The sequence below is a fragment of the Streptomyces sp. NPDC048650 genome (genome assembly GCF_043199095.1).
Lineage (GTDB): Bacteria > Actinomycetota > Actinomycetes > Streptomycetales > Streptomycetaceae > Streptomyces.
Map to the genome: position 1 here is coordinate 97186 of NZ_JBICVM010000015.1, position 24888 is coordinate 122073.

At 71.1% G+C, this 24888-nt stretch carries 19 protein-coding genes; 8 read left to right on the forward strand and 11 right to left on the reverse strand.

The genetic code is table 11. The features are described 5' to 3' along the window. Nucleotides 1-4: 4 nt before the first annotated feature. From ACGFML_RS31735 to ACGFML_RS31760, 6 genes are all read right to left on the reverse strand, one after another. Nucleotides 5-304: a hypothetical protein gene (locus tag ACGFML_RS31735; protein ID WP_393549086.1), complete on the reverse strand. Its 300-nt coding sequence runs from the start codon at nt 302-304 to the stop codon at nt 5-7. A 923-nt stretch (nt 305-1227) separates the two neighbouring features. Further along, nucleotides 1228-2271, reverse strand: coding sequence for a LacI family DNA-binding transcriptional regulator (locus tag ACGFML_RS31740; RefSeq protein ID WP_393549087.1), 1044 nt, complete (start codon nt 2269-2271; stop codon nt 1228-1230). Next, nucleotides 2268-3905 carry a glycoside hydrolase family 13 protein gene (locus ACGFML_RS31745; protein WP_393549088.1) on the reverse strand — a complete coding sequence of 546 codons (1638 nt, stop codon included), beginning with the start codon at nt 3903-3905 and terminating at the stop codon, nt 2268-2270. The genes ACGFML_RS31740 and ACGFML_RS31745 overlap by 4 nt, the downstream gene beginning before the upstream one ends. A gap of 1 nt (nt 3906) precedes the next feature. Beyond that, complete coding sequence (locus ACGFML_RS31750; RefSeq protein WP_393549089.1) at nt 3907-4854, reverse strand: sugar ABC transporter permease; 948 nt, start codon at nt 4852-4854, stop codon at nt 3907-3909. After that, nucleotides 4851-5729: a carbohydrate ABC transporter permease gene (locus tag ACGFML_RS31755; protein WP_393549151.1), complete on the reverse strand. Its 879-nt coding sequence runs from the start codon at nt 5727-5729 to the stop codon at nt 4851-4853. The genes ACGFML_RS31750 and ACGFML_RS31755 overlap by 4 nt, the downstream gene beginning before the upstream one ends. Before the next feature lie 83 nt (nt 5730-5812). Beyond that, nucleotides 5813-7090 (reverse strand): extracellular solute-binding protein, encoded by a 1278-nt coding sequence (locus ACGFML_RS31760; protein ID WP_393549090.1) that lies wholly within the window; start codon nt 7088-7090, stop codon nt 5813-5815. 224 nt (nt 7091-7314) lie between these two features. Between ACGFML_RS31760 and ACGFML_RS31765 the strand changes: the two genes are divergently transcribed. From ACGFML_RS31765 to ACGFML_RS31775, 3 genes are all read left to right on the forward strand, one after another. Next, on the forward strand, nt 7315-8907 hold the full coding sequence (locus ACGFML_RS31765) for a glycoside hydrolase family 13 protein (protein WP_393549091.1): 1593 nt from the start codon (nt 7315-7317) through the stop codon (nt 8905-8907). A 25-nt stretch (nt 8908-8932) separates the two neighbouring features. After that, nucleotides 8933-9982: a LacI family DNA-binding transcriptional regulator gene (locus ACGFML_RS31770; RefSeq protein WP_393549092.1), complete on the forward strand. Its 1050-nt coding sequence runs from the start codon at nt 8933-8935 to the stop codon at nt 9980-9982. A 137-nt stretch (nt 9983-10119) separates the two neighbouring features. Next, nucleotides 10120-10980, forward strand: coding sequence for a phosphatase PAP2 family protein (locus ACGFML_RS31775; protein WP_393549093.1), 861 nt, complete (start codon nt 10120-10122; stop codon nt 10978-10980). A 92-nt stretch (nt 10981-11072) separates the two neighbouring features. On the opposite strand, the gene ACGFML_RS31780 is transcribed toward ACGFML_RS31775, so the two are convergent. Both ACGFML_RS31780 and ACGFML_RS31785 read right to left on the reverse strand, forming a co-directional pair. Continuing rightward, entirely contained in the window at nt 11073-12704 is a 1632-nt protein-coding gene (locus ACGFML_RS31780) for an amidohydrolase (protein WP_393549094.1), read from the reverse strand. 68 nt (nt 12705-12772) lie between these two features. Continuing rightward, a complete protein-coding gene (locus tag ACGFML_RS31785; protein WP_393549095.1) occupies nt 12773-14383 on the reverse strand; it encodes an APC family permease in 1611 nt (536 codons plus the stop codon). A gap of 171 nt (nt 14384-14554) precedes the next feature. On the opposite strand from ACGFML_RS31785, the gene ACGFML_RS31790 reads away from it, so the two are divergent. Continuing rightward, nucleotides 14555-15160 (forward strand): TetR/AcrR family transcriptional regulator, encoded by a 606-nt coding sequence (locus ACGFML_RS31790; protein ID WP_393549096.1) that lies wholly within the window; start codon nt 14555-14557, stop codon nt 15158-15160. 21 nt (nt 15161-15181) lie between these two features. Here the strand turns inward: ACGFML_RS31790 and ACGFML_RS31795 are convergent, their stop codons facing one another. Together ACGFML_RS31795 and glnA are read right to left on the reverse strand one after the other, a co-directional pair. After that, entirely contained in the window at nt 15182-18205 is a 3024-nt protein-coding gene (locus tag ACGFML_RS31795) for a bifunctional [glutamine synthetase] adenylyltransferase/[glutamine synthetase]-adenylyl-L-tyrosine phosphorylase (protein WP_393549097.1), read from the reverse strand. Nucleotides 18206-18233: 28 nt separating this feature from the next. Then, nucleotides 18234-19595, reverse strand: coding sequence for a type I glutamate--ammonia ligase (gene glnA, locus ACGFML_RS31800; protein ID WP_189102998.1), 1362 nt, complete (start codon nt 19593-19595; stop codon nt 18234-18236). Between the two features lie 318 nt (nt 19596-19913). Between glnA and ACGFML_RS31805 the strand changes: the two genes are divergently transcribed. The 3 genes from ACGFML_RS31805 to ACGFML_RS31815 are packed head-to-tail and all read left to right on the forward strand — an operon-like array spanning nt 19914 to nt 21891. Further along, nucleotides 19914-20234 (forward strand): hypothetical protein, encoded by a 321-nt coding sequence (locus ACGFML_RS31805; RefSeq protein WP_393549098.1) that lies wholly within the window; start codon nt 19914-19916, stop codon nt 20232-20234. A gap of 2 nt (nt 20235-20236) precedes the next feature. Further along, nucleotides 20237-21205, forward strand: a complete 969-nt coding sequence (locus tag ACGFML_RS31810; protein ID WP_393549099.1) for a WXG100 family type VII secretion target — start codon at nt 20237-20239, stop codon at nt 21203-21205. 26 nt (nt 21206-21231) lie between these two features. Beyond that, a complete protein-coding gene (locus ACGFML_RS31815) occupies nt 21232-21891 on the forward strand; it encodes a hypothetical protein (RefSeq protein WP_393549100.1) in 660 nt (219 codons plus the stop codon). Here ACGFML_RS31815 and ACGFML_RS31820 read toward each other — a convergent pair. Beyond that, a complete protein-coding gene (locus ACGFML_RS31820) occupies nt 21857-22741 on the reverse strand; it encodes an alpha/beta fold hydrolase (protein ID WP_393549101.1) in 885 nt (294 codons plus the stop codon). The genes ACGFML_RS31815 and ACGFML_RS31820 overlap by 35 nt on opposite strands. 417 nt (nt 22742-23158) lie before the next feature. On the opposite strand from ACGFML_RS31820, the gene ACGFML_RS31825 reads away from it, so the two are divergent. Then, a complete protein-coding gene (locus ACGFML_RS31825) occupies nt 23159-24805 on the forward strand; it encodes a multicopper oxidase family protein (RefSeq protein WP_393549102.1) in 1647 nt (548 codons plus the stop codon). The last annotated feature ends 83 nt before the right edge of the window (nt 24806-24888 follow it).

A 24888-nucleotide genomic window follows, 5' to 3' on the forward strand; every position in this document is an offset into this window, starting at 1 on the left:
GGATTCAGCGTTCGCCTTCCTGGACCGACCAGCGGTGGAGGGTGTCCCACTCCGTGGTCAGCCAGGTTCCGTCCCCGAGGGGCCACACGAAGCCGACGTCGCGCATCGGGTACTCGATCCGGCCGTGGAGGTCGCCGGTCGCCGGATCGGCCAGCCAGTGGCTGTGCTCCTCCCAGGCGTCCCGGCCGAACACGAAGACCCTGGCCTCGTCGTAGGAGTTGTGCAGGGTCACCAGGGCGGTGTCGGCGTCGACATAGCCGCCCCCGTAGGAGATCCAGGGGGCGGTCGTGGACCGAGCAGTCACCTGTGCCCGGTGCGGGGAAGTCGCTCAACGGCAGTACCGCCGCCACCTCATGGGACGGGAGCCGGTGCCAGCGAACGTCCCGGCCGCGCTCGTCGACGCTCATCTCCCCGGTGCCGGACGGGTTCGTGTCCACACGGTCCCGGCCGCACAGCGCCGGCTGTCCGGCCTGCGCCGTCGTCCGCTCCTTGAGGACGATACGGCCGCAGACCAGGGAAGCCGGATAGTGGGCCGTTCCCGCTCTGCGGTCGTCTACGTACACACCCGTCAGATACCCCTCGGACCCCCACGCGAGACCGGCGTTCCCCCCGCACGGCAGGACGCTGCGCGCCAGGACGTCTCCCGCGGTGTCCAGCGCGACGAACAGGGCCTTGTCGACGGGCGCCCGACGGCAGGCGCAGCAGGGTCTGGGTCTCCCGATACGGTCCCGCCATGGCGAAGCCCACGTGACCCGACCAGCTCGCCGGCCAGGTGCAGTAGGGGTGCTGCCACATCCGGTTGCCGTCCCGGTCGACGGCAACGTACGAGGTCTCTCACTCGAAAACGGCGAAGGACAGGTCCGGAGCAACCCAGTGGCCTGCGTCTCTCCAGCGTGTGGAGGGCCTGGGGAACTCGGCGAGCAACTCCGGCTCCCTGCCCAGCTCGTACACCCGAAGCGAGTCCGGGTCACCGAGCCGCAGCCGCGGAAGCGGTGTGCTCGGATCGAGCCTCCCGCCTCCCGTCGAGATGCGATGGACCCCCGGTATCCGGTACTTCGCCACCAGGCGAGGAGTGATCGTCACAGCTTTCCCTGTCGTTGTGTGCCTGGTCCGACGGGTCCGGCGGGTCCGGCGGGTCCGGCGGGTCCGGCGGGTCCGGCGGGTCCGACGGGTCCGACGACAGGCGAGGCGGTCGGTGGAAGTATCACCGACCGCCTGTCGCGCCCCTCAGTGCGGCAGCGGGGCCGGGCCCGTGGAACCCCGTACGACCAGCTCCGGCTGGAAGACGAACTCGGTGCGCTGGACGGGGTTTCCCTGGATCTCCTCGATCAGCGCGCCCACGGCGGCGGTCGCCATCGCCTGCACCGGCTGGCGCACCGTGGTCAGCGGCGGGTCGGTGAAGGCGATGAGCTGCGAGTCGTCGAAGCCGACGACGGAGAGGTGGCCGGGGACGTCCAGGCCGCGTTGGCGGGCCGCGCGGACGACGCCGAGCGCCATCAGGTCGCTGCCGCAGACGATGCCCGTACAACCGTCGTCCAGGAGGGCGGCGGCGGCCGCGTGGCCGCCCTCGACGCTGAACAGGGTGTGCCGGACGCGTCGTTCGGCCTGCCCCCTCGACAGGCCGAACGACTCCTCCAGCGCCGCCGCGAAACCCTCGGCCTTGCGGCGGGAGGGGACGTAGCGGGCGGGTCCCACGGCGAGGCCGATCCGTGTGTGGCCCAGCTCGGCCAGGTGGCGTACGGCCATCCGGGCCGCCGCGCCGTCGTCGGGTGAGACGAAGGGCGCGTCGATGCGGGCGTTGTAGCCGTTGATCAGGACGTACGGGACGCCCCGCGAGGTCAGGCGGGCGTAGCGGGACGGGTCGGCGGCGGTGTCGGCGTGCAGGCCGGAGAGGAAGACGATGCCGGTGACGCCGCGTTCCTCCAGCTGCTCGACGAGTTCGTCCTCCGTCGCGCCGCCCGGCATCTGGGTGCACAGGACCGGGGTGTAGCCGTGGCCTGCCAGGGACTGCTCGATGATCTGGGCGAAGGCCGGGAAGATCGGGTTGGTGAGCTCGGGGATGACGAGGCCGACCAGGCCCGCGCTGCGGCGCTTCAGCCGTACGGGGCGTTCGTAGCCGAGGACGTCGAGGGCGGCGAGCACGCGTTGCCGGGTGCCTGCCGCGACGCCCGCCTTGCCGTTCAGGACCCGGCTGGCGGTGGCCTCGCTGACCCGCGCCTGGGCCGCGATGTCGGCCAGACGCGGGGTGGGGCGGGGTGTCGGCAGGGTCACTCCTCCCACCAGATCGTGGTGTCGGCGGCAACCATGCGGTCACTCTCGGTGTTCACCACATGAGAAGAAGAAGAGGGGAGGCGGGAAGCAGCTGCGAGAGGGGAGGAGGGAAGGGATGAGAGGAGCACCCGGCCGGGTCGCGCGGGCAGTGTCACCGCCGCCTCGGTGGTGTTGACCGTGCAGATCAGGCCGCCCGGCCGCCGGAAGGCCAGTACGCCCGCGGGGGCGTCCAACCACTCGACCGCGTCGCCCGCGCCCAGACCGGGGTGGGTGCGCCGCAGGTCGAGTGCGGTGCGGTAGAGCTCCAGGGTGGAGTCGGGGTCGCCGGTCTGGGCCTGGACGGTGAGCGGGGCCCAGTCGGCGGGCTGCGGCAGCCATGGGGTGCCGTCGCCGAAGCCGTACGGGGGCGCCGCCTCGCCCCACGGGAGGGGGACGCGGCAGCCGTCGCGAAGGCCGTCCTGTCCGTTGGCGCGGAAGAAGGAGGGGTCCTGGCGGACGTCGTCGGGGAGGTCGGTGACCTCGGGCAGGCCCAGTTCCTCGCCCTGGTAGAGGTAGGCGGAGCCGGGGAGGGCGAGCATCAGGAGGGCGGCGGCACGGGCGCGGTCGAGGCTGCCGCCCAGGCGGGTGCGGTGGCGCACGACGTCGTGGTTGGACAGCACCCAGGTGGCGGGGGCGTCGACGGGGCGCATCGCCTCGAGGGACTCGTCGATGACCGCGCGGAGTGAGTCCGCATCCCAACCCGTGTTCAGGTAGTGGAAGTTGAAGGCCTGGTGCAGCTCGTCCGGACGGACGTAGAGGGCGGTGCGGGCGGTGGTGGGTGCCCATGCCTCGGCGACGGCGATGCGCTCGCCCGGGTACTCGTCCAGGACCGCGCGCCAGGTGCGGTAGATGTCGTGCACCCCGTCCTGGTCGAAGAACGGCAGGACCTGGTTGCCGAGGAGGGTGAGCTGCTCGCCGTGGCCCATGTCGGGCAGCCCGGCCGCCTTGACCAGGCCGTGCGCGACGTCCACCCGGAAGCCGTCCACGCCCAGGTCCAGCCAGAAGCGCAGGATGGAGCGGAACTCGTCCTGGACGGCGGGGTGTTCCCAGTTGAAGTCGGGCTGTTCGGGGGCGAAGAGATGGAGGTACCACTCGCCGTCGGCCAGGCGGGTCCAGGCGGGACCGCCGAAGATGGACTCCCAGTCGTTGGGGGGCGCCTCGCCGTTCTGGCCGCGCCCCTTGCGGAAGTGGAAGCGCTCGCGCAGGACCGATCCGGGCCCCTCGGCCAGCGCCCGGCGGAACCATTCGTGACGGTCGGAGCAGTGGTTGGGGACAATGTCGACGATGATGCGCAGGCCCAGGTCGTGGGCCTCGCGGATCACGGCCTCGGCGTCGGACAGGGTGCCGAACATCGGGTCGATGGCGCGGTAGTCGGCGACGTCGTAGCCGCCGTCGGCCTGCGGCGAGGCGTAGAAGGGGCTGAGCCAGACGGCGTCCACGCCCAGGCTCCTCAGGTGCGGCAGACGGCTGCGGATGCCCGCCAGGTCCCCCATGCCGTCGCCGTTGCCGTCGGCGAAGCTGCGCGGATAGACCTGGTAGATCACCGCGTCGCGCCACCAGTCGGTGGCAGGAGTGAGGTTGTGCTGTGCGGTCATGTCATCCCTTGGTGGTGCCGGCGGTCAGACCGGATACGAGGTGGCGCTGGGCGAAGGCGAAGACGAGCGCGGCCGGCACGGCGATGATCACGGCGGCGGCGGTCATCGAACCCCAGTCGTTGGTGTACTGGTTGACGAAGGTCTGCAGGCCGCCGGCGAGCGTCAGATTCTCCTCGCCGGTCATGAAGGCGGAGGCGTAGGCGACCTCGGCCCAGGCCGTGACGAAGGTGTAGAAGCCGGTGACGGCCAGCCCCGGTCGGGCCAGCGGGAGGACCAGGCGCCAGAAGGTGCCGAAGGGGTTGAGGCCGTCGACCCTCCCGGACTCGTCGATCTCCACCGGGATGGTGTCGAAGAAGCCCTTCATCATCCAGGCGCAGAACGGGACGGCGATGGTCAGGTAGGTGACGACCAGGCCGGTGGGCTGGTTGAGCAGGCCCAGGGTCGCCATCAGGTTGTAGAGCGGCACGATCAGCACGGCCACCGGGAACATCTGGGTGATCAGCAGCAGCCACATCAGCGGTCGCATACCGGGAAAGCGGAAGCGGCTGACGGCGTAGCCGGTGGTGGCGGCGATGAAGACGCCGAGGACGGTGGTCAGGCCGACCACGATGACGGAGTTCTTGAACCAGCTGAGGAACTCCGTGTCGGCCACCACATGGGCGTAGTTGGCGAAGGTGAAGTGCGTGACGAGGTTGGTGGAGAAGGCGTCGTTACGGGGCTTGAACGACGTCACCACCAGCCACAGGGGTGGGAAGACGGCGATGACGGCCGCCACCGCGAGGACGGCGTGCAGTCCCACGGAGGCCAGCGGATGCCGCTGGTCGCGCTTGCGCGGGGCACGCGTACGGGACACGGTCCTGTCGGACACGTGCTTGTCGGACACGGGCGCGTCGGACACGTGCTTGTCGGACACGGGCTTGTCGGATACGGGCTTGTCGGTCATGGTCACCACGCCTCTCCCTGCTTGCGCAGCGCCCGCCGGTAGACGACCGCGACGGCCGAGAGCAGGACGAGGATCAGGACGCCCCAGGTCGCGGACTCGGAGAAGTTGCGGGGGCTGTCGACGAAGGAGAGCCGGTAGGCGTAGGTCACCAGGATTTCGGTGGCGTCTCCGGGGCCGCCCCTGGTGAGCAGGAAGATCACCGGGAACATGTTGAAGGTCCAGATGGTGGAGAGCAGGATCACCGTGCTGCTGACCGCGCGCAGCCCGGGCAGGGTGATGTGGCGGAAGCGCTGCCAGGCCCCGGCGCCGTCCATCTCGGCGGCCTCGTAGAGCTGGCCGGGTATGGACTGCAGACCGCCGAGGAGCGTGACGAGCATGAACGGCACGCCCAGCCACACGTTGACGGCGATGACCGAGAGCTTCGCCCAGGTCGGGTCGTTGAGCCAGGGCACGGCGTCGATACCGCCGCCGGCCAGCAGCTTGTTGAGGATGCCGTTCTTCTCGTTGTAGAGCATCCGCCAGGTGAAGACGGAGATGAAGGCGGGGATGGCCCAGGGCAGGATCAGCGCGAGGCGGTAGAAGGTGCGGCCGCGCAGGGTGCGGTTGAGCATCGTGGCCAGGGTCAGGCCGAGCAGGAAGGTGCAGGCGACACAGGCGACGGTCCACAGGACGGTCCAGCCGAGGCGGTCCCAGAAGACGCCGTCGGAGAGCACCGCCCGGTAGTTGTCGAGGCCGGTGAACTTGTAGGTGGCGGGGATGTGGTTGACGCCGATGTCGCGTGCGACGTTGGCCTCATTGGCGTCGGTGAGGGAGAGATAGGCACCGCGCACGAGCGGGAAGCCGATGATGACCCCGATGACGAGTACCACCGGGGCGACCATCGTCCATGCGTACCAGTGGGTGCCCAGCGCACGGCGCACCCGGATGCGGAGCGGCGGCCGTGGCCGTGCCCGTACGGCGAGGGTCACTTGTAGTCCTTGAGCAGCTTCCGGTAGGCGTCGCCGGTCGCCTTGGCGGCCTGCTCGGGCGTGGAGGCGCCGGTGAGCACCTTGTTCATCTGGACCTTGATCGGCTCGAAGAGGGAGTTGCCCTCGGCGATCCAGGGGCGCTGTACGGCGCCGTCGACGGCGGGCTTGAAGAACGTCACCATCTCGTTCTTCTTGACGGCCGGCACCTCGTACACCGACTTGCGGGTGGGGAGCAGGCTGAGCTTGTTCGTGGTCTCCTGCTGCACCTTGGCGGAGCTCATGTACTTCACGAAGGCGTAGGAGGCCCGGAGGTTCTTGCTGCCGGCGTACACGGAGAGGTCCCAGCCGCCCTGCGGGGAGCCCTGGGCGGTGCTGCCGCCGGGCACGGGGGCGACACCCAGGTTCTCCTTGTCCTTGAACGCCTGGCCGGCGCGGGCGCCCTCGATGTCCCAGGGGCCGTCGACGGCCATGGCGACCTTGCCGTCCTTGAGGGCCTTGAGCTGGTTCTCCTGGCCGTCGGTGGCGTCGGTGACCGCCGCCTTGGAGGCGACCAGGTCCTTCATGGTCCTGAATGCCTTGACGCCCGCGCCGTCGTCGATCTCCACGATCTTGGATCGGGCGTCGACCATGTTGCCGCCCTCGCCGTAGAGGTAGGGCAGGAACCAGTACGGGTCGTCGCCGCGGAGGTAGAGGGCGGTGGCGCCGGTCTTGGACTTGATCTTCTTGGCGGCGGTGGACAGTTCGGCGAAGGTCTTGGGTACGCCGACGCCCGCGTCCTTGAGGAGCTTCTTGTTGTAGAAGAGACCGAGGGTGTCGATGACCTGAGGTGCGGCGTAGGTCTTGCCCTTGAACTTCGTGGATCCGACGGCCTGCGGGAGGTAGTCGCCGGCGTCGTCGAGGGCCTCGGTGCCGTCCAGCGGCGCGAGGTAGCCGAGGTTGGCGAAGTCGGCGACCCAGGCGACCTCGGTGCGCATCACGTCGGGGGCGCCGGAGTTCCCGCCCGCGGCGTTCTTGAACTTGGCGTTGGCGTCGCCGAAGGGCACGTTCACATAATTGACGTGGACCTTGGGGTGCTCCTTCTGGAAACCTTCGGCAAGCTTGCGGTACGTCGCCTTCTCGGCGTCGTTGGAGGTGTCCCAGAAGGTGACGGTTCCAGACAGTTCGCCGCCGCTCGCCCCGTTGTTGCCGTCGTCACCCCCGCCGCACCCGCTCGCCGCAAGTGCCAGGCCCGCTATCAGCGCGGTGGCGGTGACGCCACGCATGCCACGCCGCATGTGAACTCCTTAGGGAATCGCCAGAGATGGCGGTCAGGAAGTTAACAGCGCTGCAAAAAAACCGAAAGACCTTGCGGCAAATTTCTGCAAGGTCTCTGGAACTGGTTGCAACGCGATGGCCGGATCGGCACCCTAGCGGCCCCCTCGACACCGTCACCCCGCGCCCGCCCGGACGTTGATTGCGTGAAGGCACCCCAGCCTCTTGACCTCGACAGGGACGGCAGATGACCCAGGAGCTCACTTCCCCCAGCCCCGACCCCCGACCCCCCGCACCTCGCCGGGGAGCCGGCTGGTGGCGGGACGCCGTGATCTATCAGGTCTACGTCCGCTCCTTCGCCGACAGCGACGGTGACGGCATCGGCGATCTGCGCGGGGTGCGCGGGAAGCTCCCCTACCTCAAGGCGCTGGGCGTGGACGCCCTCTGGCTCACGCCGTTCTACGCCTCGCCGCAGGCCGACGGCGGCTACGACGTCGCCGACTACCGCACCGTCGACCCGCTCTTCGGCAACCTCGACGACGCCCGGAACCTGGTCCGCGCGGCCCATGACACGGGCCTGCGGGTGATCGTCGACATCGTCCCCAACCACACCTCCGACCGGCACCCGTGGTTCCAGGACCCCGAGATCGCCCGGCAGCGCTATCTGTTCCGCCCCGGCAAGGGCGAGAGCGGCGAGCTGCCACCCAACGACTGGGAGTCGGTCTTCGGCGGGCCGGCCTGGACCCGCACCGACCGGGGCGACTGGTACCTCCACCTCTTCGCCCCCGAACAGCCCGACCTGGACTGGAACAACCCGGAAGTCCACGCCGAATTCGACGCCATCCTGCGCTTCTGGCTGGACCTGGGCGTGGACGGCTTCCGAGTGGACGTCGCCCACGGCATGGTCAAGGCGGCCGGGCTGCCGGACATCGGCCGCGGCGAGCAGGCCAAGCTGATCGGCAGCCAGGTCCTGCCGTTCTTCGACCAGGACGGGGTGCACGACATCCACCGCACCTGGCGCCGCCTGCTGGACACCTACGACGGTGAGCGGATCGGCGTCGCCGAGGCATGGGCCCCCACCCCCGAGCGGCTGGCGCTGTACGTACGCCCCGACGAACTCCACCAGGCGTTCAACTTCCACTACCTGTACGCCGGTTGGGACGTCGAATCGCTTCGCGCCGCCGCCGACGCGTCGCTGGCGGCGATGCGTCCGGTGGGCGCGCCGGCCACCTGGGTGCTGTCCAACCACGACGTCGTGCGCCACCGCACCCGCCTGGGCGGCAGCCTCGACCGCGCCCGCGCCGCCGCCCTCCTGATGCTCGCCCTCCCCGGCTCCGCCTACCTCTACCAGGGCGAGGAACTGGGCCTGCCCGAGGTCACCGACCTCCCCGACGACGTCCGCCAGGACCCCTCCTTCTTCCGCGCCAACGGACAGGACGGCTTCCGCGACGGCTGCCGCGTCCCCCTCCCCTGGTCCGGCAGCGAGGCACCGTACGGCTTCGGCGACGGCGGCAGCTGGCTGCCGCAGCCCACCGACTGGGCCCCGCTCACCGTCCAGGCCCAGACCGGCGACCCCGACTCCACCCTGGAGCTCTACCGCACCGCACTCCATCTGCGGCGCCGCCTGCCGGGCCTGGGGGACGGGGAGATGAGCTGGCAGCCGGCCCCCGCGGGCATCCTCGCCTTCCGCCGCCCGGGCGTGCTGTGCACGGTCAACACCCGCCCGCACCCGGTCGAACTCCCCCTGCCCGGACCGCCGCTGCTCTCCAGTGCCCCGGTGACGACCGACGGCACCTGTGTCGTGGTGCCCGGTGACAGCTGTACCTGGTGGGCAATCTGACATGCGCCCGGTAAAGTCGCGTCCCATGACCGCCCGGCTTTCCGATATCGCAGCACAGGCGGGTGTCAGCGAGGCCACCGTCAGCCGGGTTCTCAACGGAAAGCCCGGTGTCTCCGCCACCACCCGCCAGTCGGTGCTGGCCGCCCTCGACGTGCTGGGCTACGAACGTCCGGTGCGGCTGCGCCAGCGGAGCGCGGGACTGGTCGGGCTGATCACGCCCGAGCTGGAGAACCCCATCTTCCCCGCCTTCGCCCAGGTCATCGGGCAGGCGCTGACCCGTCAGGGCTATACACCGGTCCTCGCGACCCAGACACCGGGCGGCTCCACCGAGGACGAGCTGACCGAGATGCTGGTGGACCGCGGTGTCGCCGGCATCATCTTCGTCTCGGGGCTGCACGCCGACACCTCCGCCGACATGCAGCGCTATGCGCAGCTGCGCGGCCTGGGCGTGCCCTTCGTCCTCATCAACGGCTTCTCCGACAAGGTGCAGGCACCGTTCGTCTCCCCCGACGACCGGGCCGCCGTGGACCTGGCCGTCACCCACCTGCACGCCCTCGGCCACCGGCGGATCGGGCTGGCGCTCGGACCCGAGCGGTTTGTGCCCGTACAGCGCAAGATCGAGGGCTTCGTCCGCAGCATGCAGGAGCGTCTCCAGCTCGGCCCCGCCGAGGTGGCGCCGTTCATCCAGCACTCCCTCTTCACCCTGGAGGGCGGGCAGGCGGCGGCCGGCGCGCTGATCGAACGCGGCGCCACGGCCCTGGTCTGCGCCAGCGACATGATGGCGCTGGGGGCCATCCGCGCGGCGCGGCAGCGGGGTCTGGACGTGCCGGGCGAGGTGTCCGTCGTCGGCTTCGACGACTCCCCGCTCATCGCCTTCACCGATCCCCCGCTGACCACGATCCGGCAGCCGGTCACGGCCATGGGCCAGGCGGCGGTACGCGCGCTGCTGGAGGAGATCGGCGGCACTCCCGCGCCGCACAGCGAATTCGTCTTCCATCCGGAGCTGGTGGTGCGCGGCTCCACCGCATCGGCGCCCAAGCCGGCCCGGATTCCCCGACCTGTCCGTACACCCTGAGACGGATCTCAGGGATTCGGTCGGCAATTCCTCCGGGTTACGGGGGTCGGTTGTCCCTCCACAGAGGGATACCGACCTTCGAATACCCGACCGAAGGATGATCGGCGACACGCCCGTTTCTGGCAGACTGTCTGCCTATGGGTGATCCGCATATGAGGACTTTGGACGGTCGGCCCACCGCCCCGCCACCCCGTGAGGGAAGCGCGGACCGCCCGTCGGGCGGACGCCGGTGGGCCCGGGTGCGCACACCTCGCACGCCACGCCTCTGGTTCGAGGTCCTGCTGATCGCGGTCAGTTACTGGACGTACTCGCTCATTCGCAATGCCGTGCCGGAACAACAGGCCAAAGCGCTCCGCAATGCCGACTGGATCTGGCATGCGGAGCACTCATTGGGCATTGCCGTGGAGCACACCGTCAACCACGCGGTGAATTCCGTGACGTGGCTGATCGTTTCGATGAACTATTACTACGCGACGCTGCACTTCATCGTGACGATCGGCGTGCTGATCTGGCTCTACCACTGGCATCCGGGCCGGTACGCCGCCGCCCGGACGGCGCTCTTCGCGACGACCGGGATCGCCCTGGCCGGCTACTACTTCTACCCGCTGGCGCCGCCGCGGCTGATGTCCGGCGGCGGCTTCGTCGACACCGTGGTCCAGCACGACACCTGGGGCTCGATGGCGTCGGGCAACCTCGCGTCGATGTCCAACCAGTACGCCGCGATGCCCTCCATGCACATCGGGTGGTCGCTGTGGTGCGGCATCACCATCGCGCTGCTGGCCAGGCCGCTGTGGGCCCGGATCCTGGGCCTGCTCTACCCCACCGTGACCCTGCTGGTCATCGTGTCCACCGCCAACCACTTCTGGCTGGACGCGGTCGGCGGTGCCCTCTGCCTGACCTTCGGATTCACGGCCGCGATGAGCTGGTACGGCAGGCTGCCGCACCGGCTGGCGCGATATGTCGCGGCGCCGGACGCGAATCTGCTGAAGGCGGGCTGAGCGCCCTCCGGCCGACGGGCGGGAGGGCTCGCCGCGCGCGCGTCCCGCCCGTCACCCGACTGGCCCAAGGTCCGCCGTATAGGTATGCGGCGTCAACTCACTCCGCGGTGCGTGACCCGCCCGCCCGTCATCGTCAGCCGCACCGGTGCGGCGCCGAGCTCATCGCCCGGTGCGGTCACCGGATCCACGGCGAGCGCGGTGAGGTCGGCGCGGAATCCGGGCGCGATGCGGCCCGCCTCGGACTCCTCACCGGCCGCCAGCGCGGCGTGCGAGGTACAGCCCTCCAGGGCCATCAGGCCGGTCAGGGCCTGTTCCGGGGTGACGGGTGCGACGCCGGGCTCGCCCGCGGGACGGCGCAGGCGCGCGGTGGCGAGGACCTGGCGGGGGTCGTGGTGGGCGATCGGCCAGTCGGAGCCCAGGACCAGGACCGCTCCGGCGTCGCGCAGATCGCGACAGCGCCAGGCGCGGCCGGCGCGCTCCTCGCCGACCCGGAGGGACCAGGCGTCGGTGTGATCGGCGCGGGTGTAGGCGGTGTGGGTCGGCTGCATCGAGGCGGCGACACCGAGGCGCGCGAAACGGCCGAGCTGGTCGGCGGGGACGGTCTCGATGTGCTCGACGCGGTGGCGGTAGCGGGCGGTCGGGTCGTCACCGAGCAGTTCGACGGTGTCCAGGACGTGCCGTACGGCGGCGTCGCCGATGGCGTGGGTGGCGGTGCGGACCCCGGCCCGCGCGAGGTGGTGCACGGCGTGGGTGTAGGCCGCCGGGTCGGGCCAGAAGGCGTCGGTGCCCTGACCGTGGCAGTCCGGGTGCTCCAGCCACGCCGTACCGCCCTCGACGGTGCCGTCCATGAAGAACTTCACGCCGCCGACCCGCCAGTGACGGCCGGCCAGGCGCTGGAGCGCGACGAGGTGGTCGAGCCCTTCGGCGTCGATGCCGGGCATGCACCAGGGGGCGAGCCGGAGGCGGACGGGGAGGTCGCCGTCCGCCTCGATACCGGCAAGCAGCTCGGGGACGTCCTCGTTCTCCATGTCCATCACATGGGCACCGGTCAGGCCGCCGGCGGCCATCTCGCTCAGGAGGGTCAGGAGCCGGGCGCGCCGGTCGGCGGCCGAGGGCCGGGGGACGACGGGCATCAGGAGGTTCATCGCGGCGTGTTCGACGAGGTGGCCGGTGGGGCGGCCGTCCGCGTCGCAGACGACGCTGGCGCGCTGGCCGAACGTGCGCGGCCCGGTGATGCCCGCCGCCGCCAGGGCCCGGCCGCTGGCCAGCGCCGAGTGGCCGTCGTAGAGCCGGATGACGGCGGGGGCGCCGTCGAGTGCGTCCTCGATCAGGTCGCGGTGGACGGCGTGGCCGGCGAAGACGTTGTGGTCCAGGCCCCATGCGGTGAGCCACTCTCCGGGGCCCAGCGCGCGGGCCGACGCGGCGAGGGCGGAGCGCAGTCCGGCGAGGTCGCGGCAGTCGGAGAGGTCGGTGCCGGTCGCCATCTCGACGCCCCAGACGGGGTGGCTGTGGCCGTCGACGAGACCGGGCGTCAGGGTGGCCCCGGCCAGGTCGATGACCTCGGTCGCCGCGCCCCGCCAGTCCCGTACGTCCCGTTCCTCGCCCACCGCGGCGATCCGTCCGTCCTTGACGGCGACGGCCCCGGCCGTGGGGCGCGCGGGGTCGAGGGTGCGGACCCGGGCACCGGTGAGGACGGTGTCGGCGGTGGTGAGGGCGGCGGGCATACGGGCTCCTTGGGGCGCGGGTGGGATGCGGGTGGTTCGGCCGTGGTGGCCGTGGTGGCCGGGTGACTTCAGCGGGCCGTCCCGGCGGCGGACGCAGCAGCGGCTGCGCCCTTCTCCCTCTTCTCCCCCTTCTCCCCCTTCTCGTCGTTCCGGTCGTCCTCGTCGTCCGCGCCGCCCTCGTCGTCCTCCTCGTCCTCGTCGTCCTCCGCCGGCTCCGCCGCGAAGCCCGCGTAGACCTCCGGGCGGGTGCGGCGTACCCGTCGGGCGAGGGCGAGGCCGAGCAGGAAGGCGAGCGGGACGGTGAGGACCAGGACGACATTGGTGGTGAAGGGCGCCCCCGTCATCAGGTCGATCTTGGCGATGACCAGCCAGAGGGCACCGATCATCAACACGGTGGCGGCGACGGGCGTGACGACCGTGCGCAGCAGCCCCTCCTGATGGGTGAAGCGGCGGAAATAGCAGGGGACGGCGGCCGCGGTGACCGCCTGGAGCGCCAACAGGCCCAGCATTCCAGGAGTGTTCATCCACAGCAGGAGCTGCTGGTAGGGGTCCATGCCGGCGAGGGCGAAGCCGAGGACGACAACGGTCGCGAGAACGCTCTGCGCGGCTCCGGCCAGGTACGGCGACCGGTGGCGCGGGTGGACCCTGCCGAGCGGGCCGGGCAGCACGCCTTCCTGGGCCATGGCCAGGCCGTAGCGGTTGATCGCGTTGTGGAAGGCCAGTTGGGAGGCGAGGATGCTGGTGATGATGAAGACGTGCATCAGGCCGGCGGCCCAGCCGCCCACGTACCGCGTGGTGGCGGTGAAGAACAGGCCCGCCGGGTCGTGCAGCGCGGCCGACACGATCTTGTCGCTGCCGAACGCCTGGATGACGATCCAGATGGTGAAGGCGTAGAAGAGGCCGAGGAAGGCGACGGCGATGTAGGTGGCGCGCGGGATGGTGCGGGCCGGACTGCGGGCCTCGCGGCGGTAGATGGCGGTGGATTCGAAGCCGGTGAAGGCGGCGAACGCGAACGCCAGAACCACGCCGGTGCCGGGGACCAGCACATTGCCGGTGGTGAAGGAGTCCGCCCCCAGTCCGTGCGCGCCGCCGTGCAGCAGCACTCCACCGGCGAGCAGCACGAGGATGCCGGTCTCGGCGGCCAGGAGGACGCCCAGCACCTTGGCGCCGAAGTCGATGCTGCGGTAGCCGAGGTACCAGATGACGAGGACGCCGACGAGGGCGATCGGCGGCCAGGGGACGTGGATGCCCCAGAACGCCGTCAGGGCGTCCTGGGTGGCGGTGGCCAGGAGTCCGTAGACGCCGATCTGCATGCCGTTGTAGGCGAGCAGCGCCACGGTCGCGGCGCCGAAGCCGGCCGGGCGGCCGAGGCCGCGGGTGATGAAGGCGTAGAAGCCGCCGCCGTTGCGGACGTGGCGGGCCATGGTGGTGAAGCCGACAGCGAAGAGGGCGAGGGTGGCGCCGGCCAGGACGTAGCCGACGGGGGCGCCGACGCCGCCCGCGGCGATGGCGAGCGGGGAGGTGCCGGCCATGACGGTGAGCGGCGCGGCGGCGGAGATGACGAAGAAGGCGATATCGGCGACGCCGAGGGTGCCGCGGCGGAGCGAGGTGTCCTCGGCGGGGGTCGGTGGTGCGGGCTGCTGCGGCGCCCCGTTGCGGGACTCGGACTCGACGGCCATGACTCGGTGCCCTTCTGCGGACGGCGAGGGGAGGAGAGGCGGCCCGGCACGTTCGGGGATGTGACGGCAGCATGACCGCGAAAAAAACCTAAAGCCTTTCGGTTTTTGGACCGTACCCCTCGCCGTACGATTCGGGAAGACCCGGCGACGGGTCGGTCGGAAGGGGGCACCATGGGGCGGCCGCGGAAGGCCCTGCTGGACAAGGAGCGCATCGGGGCGACGGCGCTCGAACTCGTCGACGAGATGGGCGACTTCAGCGTCCCGGAGGTGGCCCGCCGGCTCGGCGTGCAGACCGCGTCGGTGTATCACCATGTGGACGGCCGGGCCGGGGTGATCGAGCTGCTGCGGGAACGGATCACCGACGCGATCGACCCCGGCACCCTGGGCGACGCCCCCTGGGACCTCGCGCTGGCGGCCTGGGCGCGCTCCTACCGCGCCGCGTTCGCCGCCCATCCCCGCGCGATCGGGATGCTCATGACCTCACCGATCCGCGCCCCGAAGGTGCTCTCCCAGTACGACCGGGTGGCCGGGCTGCTGCTGGACGCGGGCTTTGCGCCGGCCATGGTGATGCCCGTGATCACCGGCCTGGACAACATCGTGCTGGGCTCGGCGCTGGACATGTCGGCGCCCGAGCCGATGTGGGACGTGTCCGGGGACGTCGACACTCCACGCCTGTCGGCGGCCCAGGAGGCGACCGGCCCGGACCGCGCCGACCACGCCTTCGATCTGACGCTGGCCGGGTACCTGGCGTACTGCCGCGGGCTGCCGGGGGCGTGAGCGGCCGCCCGCCGCCCCCGCTCAGCCCTCGTAGAAGAGCTCCTCGACGACTCCCCGCGCCCGCCGGGTGATCCGCCGGTAGTCGTCGAGCATGTCCCCGACGTGCCCCTCCTCGTAGCCGAGGTAGCGGCCGACCGCGGCCAGTTCACGGCCGTCCACCGGGAAGGTGTCACCGGAGCGCCCGCGGACGAGCATCACGGCGTTGCGCACCCGCGCCGCCAGCACCCACGCCTCGTCCAGGGTCTGCGCGTCCTCGGTGCCGATCAGCCCGGCGGCGTGCGCGGCGGCCAGCGCCTGACGGGTACGGGTCGTGCGCAGCCCGGGAATCTCCCAGCCGTGGCGCATCTGCAACAGCTGCACGGTCCACTCGACATCGCTCAGGCCGCCGCGCCCCAGCTTGGCGTGGGTGGTCGGGTCGGCGCCGCGCGGCAGCCGCTCGGACTCCATGCGGGCCTTGAGCCGCCGGATCTCCCGGACCGCGTCCTCGCCCAGGCCCTCGGCCGGATAGCGCAGCGGATCGATCAGGTCGACGAACCGTTGCCCCACCCCGGCGTCCCCGGCGACCGGCTCGGCACGCAGCAGGGCCTGCGCCTCCCACACCAGCGACCAGCGCCGGTAGTAGGCCGCATACGAGGCGAGGGTGCGCACCAGCGGGCCCGACCGGCCCTCCGGACGCAGATCCGCATCGATGGGCAACGGCGGGTCGGCGGACGGGAGTTGGAGCAGCCGGCGCATTTCGTTGGCGATGGCCTGGGCGGCCTTGGCGGCCTCCTGCTCGTCGGCGCCCTCGCGGGGTTCGTGGACGAACAGCACGTCGGCGTCCGAGCCGTAGCTCAGCTCATGGCCGCCGAACCGGCCCATGCCGATGACGGCGAAGCGGGTGGGCAGGGTGTCGCCCCACTGCTCGCGGACCGCCGCGCGCAGTGCACCGGCGAGGGTGGCGGCGTTGAGGTCGGAGACGGCGGAGCCGACGGCGTCGATGGCGTGGCCGTGGTCCTTCTCGGCAGGGTTGCCGTCCGTGCCGTACGCGCCGATCAGATCGGCGGCGGCGGTCCGGAACAACTCCCGGCGGCGGACCCCGCGGGCCGCCGCGACCGCCGCCTCGGCGCCGTCGGCGCGGCCCACCGCGGCCAGCACCTCCTGCTCCAGCGCGGCCCGGCCGCGCGGCTTGAGGCCGTCGGCGGCCCCCAGCAGCGCGACCGCCTCGGGGGCGCGCAGCAGGAGGTCGGGGGCGAGGCGCCCGGCGGACAGCACCCGGGCGAGGTTCTCGGCGGCGGCGCCCTCGTCGCGCAGCAGCCGCAGATACCACGGCGTCTTGCCCAACGCGTCGGACACCTTGCGGAAGTTGAGCAGTCCGGCGTCGGGGTCGGCGGAGTCCGCGAACCACGCCAGCAGCACCGGCAGCAGCGTCCGCTGGATGGCAGACTTCCGGGTCACTCCGGACGCCAGCGCCTCCAGGTGGCGCAGCGCGGCGACCGGATCCGCATACCCGAGGGCCTCCAGGCGGTGGCCGGCGGCCTTGGCGGACAGTCGGGTCTCGCCGGGCTCCAGATGGGCGACGGCGTCGAGCAGCGGACGGTAGAAGAGCTTCTCATGCAGTCGGCGCACCTCTCTGGCGTGCCACTTCCACTCCTTGCGGAGGGCGTCGACCGGCTCGGTGAACATGCCCAGGGAGCGGGCCAGGCGCCGCAGATCCGTCTCCTCCTCGGGCATCAGATGCGTACGGCGCATCCGGAAGAGCTGGATGCGGTGCTCCAGCGCGCGCAGGAACCGGTAGGCCGTGTCCAGCGCGGCGGCATCCTGGCGCCCCACATAGCCGCCGGCCGCCAGCGCCGCCAGCGCGTCCAGCGTGCCGGCGCTGCGCAGCGTACGGTCGCTGCGGCCGTGCACCAACTGCAGCAGCTGCACGGCGAATTCGACGTCGCGCAGGCCGCCGGGGCCGAGTTTGAGTTCCCGATCGACGCGGTCTGCGGGGATGTTCGCCACCACCCGGCGGCGCATCTGACGGACGTCGGCGACGAAGTTGTCCCGCTCGGCGACCTGCCAGACCATCGGTGCCAGCGCGTCGACGTACGCCTGCCCCAGGTCCAGGTCGCCGGCCATCGGGCGGGCCTTGAGCAGCGCCTGGAACTCCCAGGTCTTGGCCCAGCGCTGATAGTAGGCGAGATGGCTGGAGAGGGTGCGCACCAGCGGACCGTTGCGGCCCTCCGGGCGCAGGTTGGCGTCCACCGGCCAGATGGTGCCCTCGACGGTGACGTCCGAGCAGAGCCGCATCATCCGCGAGGCGAGCCGGGTGGCGGCCTGGAGCGCCTTCGCCTCCTCCACGCCCTCCTTCGCCTCGGCGGCGAAGATGACGTCGACGTCGGAGACGTAGTTCAGCTCCCGGGCACCGCACTTGCCCATGGCGATGACGGCCAGCCGGCAGACCGCCGCGTCGCCGGGGGCCTCTTCGTAGCTGATCTGGAGGGCGGCGCGCACGGTCGCGGTGGCCAGGTCCGCCAGCTCCGCCGCGGCCTCGGCGACATCGGTCGTCCCGCACACGTCGCGGGCCACGATGCCCATCAGGGACCGTCGGTAGGCGACCCGCAGCGCGTCCGCGCGGGCGCGGTCCGCGCCGCGCTCGCCCCAGATGCCCTCCGCCAGCGCCTGCTCGAACTCGGGGGTGGTGGGGTGCAGGTCGACGTACTCGTACGTGGCCAGCGAACGCCAGTCGGCCGGGTGCCGGGCGAGATGGTCGGCGAGCGCCTCGGAGGCGCCCATCACCCCCAGCAGCCGGTCGCGCAGCGGTTTGGCGGCCACCAGCGTGCTCAGCAGTTCCTGCTGCTCCTCGGGGGGCAGCGCCTCCACCAGACGGGCCAGACCGAGCAGCGCGAGATCGGGGTCCGCGGTGCCGCCGAGCGCCTCCAGAAGGACCGAATCCTCGCGCACCGAGGAGAACTCGGGCGTGCCGAGCAGCCGCCCGGCCGCCGAGGGGTCCGTGAACCCGTGTCTCAGCATCCGGGTGAAGGTGCTGCTCCGCCGTCCCTGCGGCGCGGGAAGTGCCATGGGTCCAGCCTCTCGGTGGCGCGGTGACTCAGAGCACGGGCAGCATCTTGCGCAGCTCGAAGGCGGTGACCTCGGAGCGGTACTCCTCCCACTCCTGCTTCTTGTTGCGCAGGAAGAAGTCGAAGACGTGCTCGCCGAGGGTCTCGGCGACCAGTTCGCTGCGCTCCATCAGCTCGATGGCCTCGCCGAGGTTCTGCGGCAGCGGCTCGATGCCCATCGCGCGGCGCTCGGAGTCGGACAGCGCCCAGACGTCGTCATCGGCACCGGCCGGCAGTTCGTAGCCCTCCTCGATGCCCTTGAGCCCGGCGGCGAGCAGCACCGCGTACGTCAGGTACGGGTTGGCGCCGGAGTCGATCGAGCGGACCTCGACCCGGGTCGAGCCCATCTTGCCGGGCTTGTACATCGGGACGCGGATGAGCGCGGAGCGGTTGTTGTGGCCCCAGCAGATGTACGAGGGGGCCTCGCCGCCGGCGCCCGCGGTGCGGTTGGCGCCGCCCCAGATGCGCTTGTAGGAGTTGACCCACTGGTTGGTGACCGCGGAGATCTCGCCCGCGTGCCGCAGCAGACCGGCGATGAACGAGCGGCCCACCTTGGAGAGTTGGTACTCCGAGCCGGACTCGTGGAAGGCGTTCCGGTCGCCCTCGAAGAGGGAGAGGTGGGTGTGCATGCCCGAGCCCGGGTACTCGGAGAACGGCTTGGGCATGAAGGTGGCCTGCACGCCCTGCTCCAGCGCCACCTGCTTCATGACCAGACGGAACGTCATGATGTTGTCGGCGGTCGACAGGGCGTCGGCGTAGCGCAGGTCGATCTCCTGCTGGCCGGGCGCGCCCTCGTGGTGGCTGAACTCCACCGAGATGCCCATCGACTCCAGCATCGTGATCGCCTGGCGGCGGAAGTCCATGCCGACGTTCTGCGGGGTGTGGTCGAAGTAGCCAGAGGAGTCACCGGGGGTCGGCCGCCGGCCGTCCACGGGCTTGTCCTTGAGCAGGAAGAACTCGATCTCCGGGTGGGTGTAGAAGGTGAACCCGAGGTCGGAGGTCTTGGCCAGGATGCGCTTGAGGACGTAGCGCGGGTCGGCGTACGACGGGGAGCCGTCGGGCATCAGGATGTCGCAGAACATCCGGGCGGTGCCGGGGGCCTCGGCCCGCCAGGGCAGGATCTGGAAGGTGCCGGGATCGGGCTTGGCGATCATGTCGGATTCGTAGACCCGGGCGAAGCCCTCGATGGCCGAACCGTCGAAGCCGATGCCTTCGTCGAAGGCCTGCTCCAGCTCCGCCGGGGCCACCGCCACCGACTTCAAAAAGCCCAGCACGTCGGTGAACCACAGCCGGACGAAGCGAATATCGCGCTCTTCCAGAGTCCGGAGCACAAACTCCTGCTGCTTGTCCATGGCTCACCAATCCTTGCAGGTCAATCGGCCTGTCCACGCACGTGGGATCACGCCGCGTGGCACACCAGTATCACGTGAGGGGGTTACCGTCACATTACGCACCCTTGGCCTGAAGCAGAACCGTCGGCCCGTGACCCTCGCCCCGATCCTTCCCGCACGAGGAGGAGTCAGCGCGGCCGGGGACGGCAATCGGGGGGCTTGACCAAGTCTTGATCCTTCAGTAGAGCGGCCTTGACCTGGCGTTGAAGGGTCTGTGTCATGGCCTTCCTAGCCTTGGCCGAGATGGTGATGGACAACCCGACCAGGGGGAGACGGGTAATGGGGCAAGGCTTCCAGATCAACCCGGACGCGATATTCCACTGTGCGTCCGGAACCGACCAGCAGAAGGAAGCGATCCCACGGATCGCGCGGGCGCTGGAACATGTGGAGATTCCTTCCGGAGCCTTCGGCAAGCTGCCGGAGTCCGACGAGCTGCTCAGCGCGTACAAGGAGCATGCCACCGCGGCGCAGGAGAACGTCCATGACCTCGTCGAGCTGCTCGAGGGGGCGGTGGAGGCCCTGCGGGCCACGGCGGGCAACTACGTCGCCATCGAGCACGAACTCGAGTCGGGCTTCAGCGGCAACGGCGGGGGTGCGTAGACATGACAACGGCTTCGGACGCGTACGCGTGGGTGAACAAGGAGATCGAGAAGCTCCCCGACATCCCGGAGATCAGCAACAACGCGGAGCACGGCATCGACGAGGGGCTGGACGATGCCATCCGGTGGTTCCTGGACAAGGTCGGGCTCATGGACGAGCTCGAAAAGCTCACCGGTATGCCGTCGCAGCTCACCGCGGCCGCGCAGGAGTGGCGCGCGCAGGCGGCCGCGCTGCACAAGGTGTCCGAGGGGATCCGGCAGGCCACGCGCCACCTGCCGGAGGAGTGGGAAGGCGACGCCTCCGACGGCTTCGGCCGCGGCATGGGCCAGATCGTCGAGGCGATCGACGGCACCGCCAAGGAGATGGGCGAGTGCGCGAGCATCCTCAGCCAGGCCGCCGCGGAGTGCAAGTTCGCCGAGGACGCCGTCGTCGCGATCATCCGCGAGGCCATCGAGTGGGCGGCGATGTCGATCGCCGCGATGCTGGTCGCCGACATCGTCACGCTGGGGCTGGCCTCGGTTGTGGACGCGCTGGTCGTCGAGGGGGAGGTGGCGGTCTTCCTGGCCAGGGTGGAGAGGGTCTCCGTCAAACTGGCCAAGACTCTGAGTGACCTGATGAAGGCCGTGCGGAAGTTCAAGGAGGGTGAGAAGTCCTGGAAGGCCTTCAAGGAGGCGAAGGCTGCTGCCAAGACGCTGCGCACGATGAGCAAGTTCAAGAACCGGCGTCTGGACGGGCAGACGTTGAAGGACTGGCAAGCCCACAAAATGGTGTCGAAGGGCCTGCTCCGCGGCCACGTCATAAACCCTGTCCTCACGGCCACCACCGGTCTCACGGGCGACTACCAGGGCAAGGCGAAGGAAGCGGTCGAGCACTTCGGCAAGGAGGCGCTGGACGAGCACGACGGCAAGGGCCCGAAGTCGCCGGAGCCGTACCGCGTGCCCAAGGCCAGCATCGAGGACACCTTCGGCTGAGCGCCAGGGCAGACAGAGAGACGGATATGAACCCCACCCTCGTAGTCCCGGACTGGGACGGGGACGCCTGGCTCGTCCCGCACACCACCGCTCATCTGCGACCGGGCGAGGCACTACAGGGCGTGCTCCCGGTGAGGCTGGACGTACTGGCCCCCGAAAGCATCCCGAAGCGGTACCGCAAGCCCAAGCCGGAGGTGGATACGAGTTCAGGGTTCAAGGGATGGCAGCGGATCTTTCTGCCCTGGGCGTACGTCACGTGGCTGTGTTCCCTTCCCGCCGGACTGCTGGAGGACGGCGCCGGCAAAACCTGGCGCGGCATCCGCCGGATCTTCCGGGGGCGGGTCTGGGAGGGCGGCTGGGACAGCACGGCGGGCTGGTTCGTCATCACCGCGCGCACCGGCCCGATGGACGACGGCGGGTACACCAACGACAAGATCGCGCTGGCGTGCACCGACCAGCGGCTGTTGTTGCTGAACAAACCCACGTGGCATGAGCGGGAAGCGGCGCAGCTGCTCGGTGAGCTCCCCCGCGGGCGGTTCGCGGTGCGCCGCGAGCCGCATCCGCCGCGCCACAAGCAGCGGGTGGACCTCGCGTTCCCCGACGGCTCATGGCTCGCCCTGGAGGTGAGCCGGACGCACGAGGTACCGCTGCTCACCGCCCTGCTGTCGCAGGATCGACGGGGCTGAGGTCCAGTACCGCACGGGCGACCGCCCCCGGTGCATCGGCCATCACCAGATGGCCGGCCGGGGCGGCGACCGTGCAGCGGCCGCCCAGCGCGGCGGCGAGCGCCCGCTGGCGTTCCAGCCAGCGCAGATCGCGGGCGGTCTCGCCGCCGTTGTACGCCGCCAGGACGGCGACCGGGATTACCGGGAGCGGATGGCCGGGCCGCAGGGCGACGAGGTCGGCCGCCTGGTAGGGGTAGGTGGCGTTCTCCAGGACGCAGGCGCGCAGCACCCGGCTGGTGCGGTAGCCGACGCTCTCCCACGGGTGCGGCGGATGGCTGCCGACGGTGGAGGCGCGGCCGATCAGCCGGCGGGCGGCGGGGCCCAGGGCGCGCGGCACCCCGGCTGCGGACAACGCGGTGGCGAGGCCGGACGCCCAGGCCGTGCGGGCCGCGCGGGGCAGCAGCGGGCGCGGGTCCTCCTCGATGCTGGCGTCGACGAGGACCAGTCCGGCGCACCGGTGCGGGTGCAGCCGGGCGAACGCCTCGGCGTGGAAGCCGGCGAGGGAGTGGCCGACGACGGTGGCCGGGCCCGGGAGGCCCAGGACGTCCAGGACGTGGGCGATCCGGTGCGCCTCGGCGGCGAGGTCGGGCGGCGTGGCTGACGGGGCGCTCAGGCCGAGGCCGGGCCGGTCGAAGCGGATGACGGTGCGGTGCGGGGCGAGCAGCGCGGCCACCTCGTCCCAGTCGAACCAGGCCATGCCGAGGCCGCCGCTGAGGACGCAGGGCGGACCGCTGCCCTCGGAGAGAACATGCAGCCGGATGCCGTCGACGGTGCGGATGCGGCCAGGGATGCGTATGGGGCGTCGGGTCATGTGCGTGGCCTCCGGCTTCGGTGTCCTGACTTCTTTGTGCCCGGCCGGGCGGCCTCGGCACCCTGCCGGCACCCGGGACGGCGGCGGCCCGGGAGAGGCGGGGCGGGGCACGGCCGGGACGTCCTGGTGATCGGATCGGGTGGACCCGGCCCGTCGGACGGAGCGCCGGGCGCACCAAAAGCGTGGAACGGCCAAGGATAGGCGGATGGTCCATGGCAATGGGGTGACGGCGGCGCACGGCGCCACGGGCGGTCGGCCCCGCACCGCCCCGCCACGGACTCCTCGCCCCGCTGTCGGTGCTGCGCGTGCAGGAGCGCGCCACGACGCCGACGCCTGTCCGCGTTCGCGCCCGCGCGCCCCCTCTTCCGTTCCTCACTTCGACTTGCTCACTTCGAAACCGACACGAGGTGCTCAGCCATGCGTATGCATTCCTCCCAGTCCCCCGCTCCCTCCAGCTCCCGCCGCACGGTGCTCGGCGCCGGCGTCGCCGCCGCGGGCGGCGCCCTGCTGGCCGCCTGTTCCGACGGCAGCTCCGGCCCGCGCGGCATGGACGGCATGGACGGCATGGACGACGGCAAGAACGGCATGCGCCACGACGGCGACCCGTCCGGCTACGTCAGCCCCGACGGCCCGGAGGTCGCCGCGGCCGAGAAGCACCGCCGCACGGACGGCACCGTACGGAAGTTCCGGCTCACCGCCGCCACCGCCGAGGTGGATCTGGGCGGCCGCACCGTCCACACCTGGGCCTACGGCCACGAGCTCCCCGGCAAGGAGGTCCGCGTCACCGCGGGCGACACCCTCCAGCTGACCCTGCACAACCACCTGCCCAAGTCCACGTCCGTGCACTGGCACGGGCTGACGCTGCGCAACGACATGGACGGCGTCCCGGGCGTGACCCAGCGCCCCATCAAGTCCGGTGCGTCCTTCACCTACCGGTTCGCCACCACGCACCCCGGCACGTACTGGCTGCATCCGCACACCGGCGTGCAGATCGACCGCGGGCTGTACGCACCGGTGATCGTCGACGACCCCAGGGAGCCGCTCCACTACGACTGGGAGTGGGTGGTGCTGGTGGACGACTGGGTCGACGGGGTGGACGGCAGCACCCCGGACGCCGTCATGGCCGAGCTGCACGGGGGCAGGGGCGGCGGCACGGGGCACGGCATGGACATGGGGGACGACGACGGGCACACCATGGACGGCGGCCGGTCCGAGGAGCCCGGCACCAAAGGGCCGTCCCGCCGGCTGAAGGCCGCCAGGAGCCGGCTGCTGCGCGGCGAACCCGGCGATGTGGACTACCCGTACCACCTCATCAACGGCCGCGTCGCCGAGGACCCGGAGGTGTTCCGGGCAAAGCCCGGCGACAGGATCCGGATCCGGCTCATCAACGCGGGCGGCGACACCGCCTACCGGGTCGCCCTGGGCGGTCACAAGATGACCATCACGCACACCGACGGCCACCCCGTCGAGCACACCGAGACCGACGCCCTGCTGATCGGTATGAGCGAGCGCTACGACGTCCTGGTCACCGCCAAGGACGGCGTCTTCCCGCTCACCGCGCTCGCCGAGGGCAAGAACCGCACCGCGCTCGCCCTCCTGCGCACCGGCGGCGGCGCCGCGCCCGGACCGTCGGTCCGCCCGAAGAACCTGGACGGCAAGCTGGTGACCGCGGACCGGCTGAGGGCCGCGGAGTCCGTGCGGGCGGTCGCCCGGCGCGCCGATCGCACCCTCGACTTCGTCCTCAGCGGCACGATGGAGAAGTTCGACTGGGCGCTCAACGGGAAGCAGTACACACCCACCGAGCGCTACCCGGTCGAGGCCGGTGAGCGGGTGCGGCTCGCCTTCCACAACCACAGCAGGATGTGGCACCCGATGCATCTGCACGGGCACACCTTCGCGTTGCCCGGCGGCGGAGCCCGGAAGGACACCACGATCGTGCTGCCCGGCAGCACCGTCAACGTCGACTTCGAGGCCGACAATCCGGGGCTGTGGATGCTCCACTGCCACAACATCTACCACTCGGAGTCGGGGATGATGACGACCGTGGGCTACCGCAGGAAGTAGGCCGGCCCACCTGGGGACGCGAAGGGACGAGGGACGTCCGACCTCCCCCTTCGCGTCAATTCGACGATTATTCTCCACTACAC

Coding starts and splice junctions, on each gene's coding strand:
- ACGFML_RS31770 (WP_393549092.1), top strand. CDS start 8,933: ATGACCGCCCGGCTTTCCGATATCGCAGCACAGGCGGGTGTCAGCGAG.
- glnA (WP_189102998.1), bottom strand. CDS start 19,595: ATGGACAAGCAGCAGGAGTTTGTGCTCCGGACTCTGGAAGAGCGCGAT.
- ACGFML_RS31815 (WP_393549100.1), top strand. CDS start 21,232: ATGAACCCCACCCTCGTAGTCCCGGACTGGGACGGGGACGCCTGGCTC.
- ACGFML_RS31805 (WP_393549098.1), top strand. CDS start 19,914: ATGGGGCAAGGCTTCCAGATCAACCCGGACGCGATATTCCACTGTGCG.
- ACGFML_RS31825 (WP_393549102.1), top strand. CDS start 23,159: ATGCGTATGCATTCCTCCCAGTCCCCCGCTCCCTCCAGCTCCCGCCGC.
- ACGFML_RS31790 (WP_393549096.1), top strand. CDS start 14,555: ATGGGGCGGCCGCGGAAGGCCCTGCTGGACAAGGAGCGCATCGGGGCG.
- ACGFML_RS31765 (WP_393549091.1), top strand. CDS start 7,315: ATGACCCAGGAGCTCACTTCCCCCAGCCCCGACCCCCGACCCCCCGCA.
- ACGFML_RS31810 (WP_393549099.1), top strand. CDS start 20,237: ATGACAACGGCTTCGGACGCGTACGCGTGGGTGAACAAGGAGATCGAG.
- ACGFML_RS31775 (WP_393549093.1), top strand. CDS start 10,120: ATGGGTGATCCGCATATGAGGACTTTGGACGGTCGGCCCACCGCCCCG.
- ACGFML_RS31785 (WP_393549095.1), bottom strand. CDS start 14,383: ATGGCCGTCGAGTCCGAGTCCCGCAACGGGGCGCCGCAGCAGCCCGCA.
- ACGFML_RS31755 (WP_393549151.1), bottom strand. CDS start 5,729: ATGGTCGCCCCGGTGGTACTCGTCATCGGGGTCATCATCGGCTTCCCG.
- ACGFML_RS31820 (WP_393549101.1), bottom strand. CDS start 22,741: ATGACCCGACGCCCCATACGCATCCCTGGCCGCATCCGCACCGTCGAC.
- ACGFML_RS31760 (WP_393549090.1), bottom strand. CDS start 7,090: ATGCGGCGTGGCATGCGTGGCGTCACCGCCACCGCGCTGATAGCGGGC.
- ACGFML_RS31780 (WP_393549094.1), bottom strand. CDS start 12,704: ATGCCCGCCGCCCTCACCACCGCCGACACCGTCCTCACCGGTGCCCGG.
- ACGFML_RS31795 (WP_393549097.1), bottom strand. CDS start 18,205: ATGGCACTTCCCGCGCCGCAGGGACGGCGGAGCAGCACCTTCACCCGG.
- ACGFML_RS31745 (WP_393549088.1), bottom strand. CDS start 3,905: ATGACCGCACAGCACAACCTCACTCCTGCCACCGACTGGTGGCGCGAC.